The sequence below is a fragment of the Trebonia sp. genome (genome assembly GCF_049794275.1).
In the GTDB taxonomy this organism is placed as follows: domain Bacteria; phylum Actinomycetota; class Actinomycetes; order Streptosporangiales; family Streptosporangiaceae; genus Trebonia.
In genome coordinates, this window is record NZ_JBARCR010000525.1 from 1 (window position 1) to 2,402 (window position 2,402).

Annotated in this window: 3 protein-coding genes; 1 reads left to right on the forward strand and 2 read right to left on the reverse strand. The window is 71.4% G+C overall.

Translation table 11 applies throughout. The annotated features are described in order from the left end of the window. Both WA805_RS14490 and WA805_RS14495 read right to left on the reverse strand, forming a co-directional pair. Nucleotides 1–813: transketolase family protein (locus WA805_RS14490; RefSeq protein WP_425242576.1), on the reverse strand; the 813-nt coding region annotated here is incomplete at its 3' end. Beyond that, nucleotides 806–1,636, reverse strand: a complete 831-nt coding sequence (locus WA805_RS14495) for a transketolase (RefSeq protein WP_422278296.1) — start codon at nt 1,634–1,636, stop codon at nt 806–808. The genes WA805_RS14490 and WA805_RS14495, both read right to left, overlap by 8 nt. Nucleotides 1,637–1,719: 83 nt before the next feature. On the opposite strand from WA805_RS14495, the gene WA805_RS14500 reads away from it, so the two are divergent. Further along, the coding region (locus WA805_RS14500) for a FadR/GntR family transcriptional regulator (protein ID WP_425242577.1) at nt 1,720–2,402 on the forward strand (683 nt) is incomplete at its 3' end.

Genomic DNA, 2,402 nt, shown 5'->3' on the forward strand with positions numbered 1-2,402 from the left:
GGCTTCGGCAAGCGCTTCGGCGACCGCCGAGCCGAGGCCGCCGATGACGGTGTGGTTCTCCGCGGTGACGACGACCTTCGCGCTCCCGGCGACGTCGGCCACCGTGGCCGCGTCCAGCGGCTTGATCACCGGGACGCTGGCCACCGAGACACTCGCGCCGCGGGCCTCCAGCAGCCGCGCGGCGGCCAGCGCCGGGGCGAGCATCATCCCGCTGGCGAAGAGCGCGACGTCCTCGCCGCGGGTCAGCACGTCCGCGCGGTCGAGCCGCAGCCGGTGGTCGGCACCGAAGATCACCGGGATCTCGCCGCGCTTGAGCCGCACGTACACCGGGCCGTCGACGTCCACGATCGCGCTGGCCACCTGACGGACCTCGACCGCGTCGGCGACGTCGACCACGGTCATGTTCGGCACGGCGCGCATCAGCGCCACGTCGTCGATCGCCTGGTGGCTGGGGCCGCCGGGGCTCGACACGCCGGGCATGAAGCCCATGATCCGCACCCTCAGGTTCGGGAAGGCGATCGCGTTGATGACCTGGTCCAGCGGCCGCCGGGTCGCGAACGTGCCGAAGGTGTGCACGTACGGGACGAACCCGTCGCGGGCCAGCGCGCCCGCGACGCCCATCATGTTCGCCTCGGCCATCCCGGCGTGGATGAACCGCTCCGGGTACGCGTCGGCGAAGAGGTCGATCTCGCACTGCTTGGACAGGTCGCCGGTCAGGCAGACGATGTCGTCGCGTTCCTTCGCCAGCGCGACGAGCGACTGGCCGTAGGGCTTGAGAACGGTCGGGTAGGGCGGCTGGCGGAGTTCAGGCATCGCGCCGCTCCAGCTTCCCGGTGAGCTCCGCTTCGGCTCGCCCGGCGAGATCGGGGGGGAGCTTGATGAAGTGCCCGTCCGCGTCGGCGGGAAGGCAGTCAAGTCCGTGCCTGGTCGAGGTCCTATTGATCAGAACGTAGGGTTTGTCCCCCTCGGCGGCCTCGGCTAGCGCCTTGATCACGGCGTCGACGTCGTGCCCGTCGATGTCCTGGGCCGTCCAGCCGAACGCCTGCCACTTGGCCGCGATCGGCTCGATCGTGGTGATCGTGTCCACCGGGCCGTCGACCTGGGAGTTGTTGGCGTCGAGCAGCACGGTCAGCCGGTTCAGCCGGTGGTGGCCGGCGAACATCGCCGCCTCCCAGATCTGGCCCTCCTCCAGCTCCCCGTCGCTGATGAACGCGAACGTGCGCCGGTCCTTGCCCTTGAGCCGGTCCGACAGCGCGAAGCCCGCCGCGGCCGACAGGCCCTGCCCGAGGGAGCCGCAGGTGTAGTCCATGACCGGCGAGCGCTCGGTGCCGATCGCCTCGACGGGCGAGCCGTCCTGGCCGTAGGTTTCCGCATCGTCCTCGCTGAGGATGCCGAGTTCGGCGGCGGCCGCGAAGAACCCGATCACGTAGTGGCTCGGCGAGCAGACGAGCCGGTCGCGGCCGGGGCGCATGACCGTGAACAGCGCGGCCAACTGCTCGGCGGACGACAGCGCCTGCCCGAGGTAGCCGAACCCGTGGGGCGCGACCATGCGCAGGGCGCGCAGCCGGATCATCGTCGCGAGCCGCGCGGGGTCAGTGACTTCCCAGTGCGTGCCCGGGTCCGAGACGCGCGTCATGGCCGACGGCCCCGGCTTCGCGGCCGAATGTGGCAAACTGGCATAGCCACATTCTGTCTGTGCCGCGCGGAACGGGTCAATAGATGTCAGTCCATAGCCAGCGCCGGCCCAGGGCAGTGCCGCTGCCCGGTATTTCGCCGGTCGCCACCGCGCGCCGGTCCGACGACGTGGCCGCGCAGATCAGGAACCTGATCATCAGGGAGCGTCTCGCCGAGGGCGCGCGACTGCCGGCGGAACGCGAGCTGGCCGAGCGGTTCGGCGCCAGCAGGCCGACGGTCAGCCAGGCGCTGCGGTCGCTGTCCCTGATGGGCCTGGTGGAAATCAGGCACGGGTCGGGCGCCTACGTGGTCCGCAGGCCAGAGGCGATGGTCACCGCGTCGGTGAACCTCATGCTCGACCTGGACAGGGACTCGGCCGGGCACCTGATGGACCTGCGGCTGTGGCTGGAGGACACCGGCGTCAGGGAGGCAGCCGAGCGCAGGACGGGGCTCGCCGCGGCGGACGGCGCGGAACAGGACGCCGCGATCGTCGCCGCCCTCGGCCGGCTGCGGGACACCAGCGGAACCGTCTCCGAGCTGGTCGCCGCGGACACTGTGTTCCACGCGGCGGTGGTGCGCGCCGCTGCCAACCCGTACCTGACGGCGATCTACGAGAGCGTGCACGGCGCCGTACTGTCCTGCCAGCTGCGGTCCTGGGTGGACACCGACTCGGCGCCGCTGTGGCTGCGGCATGGCGGCCCCGAGCACCAGTGGGCGCTGCACGAGCC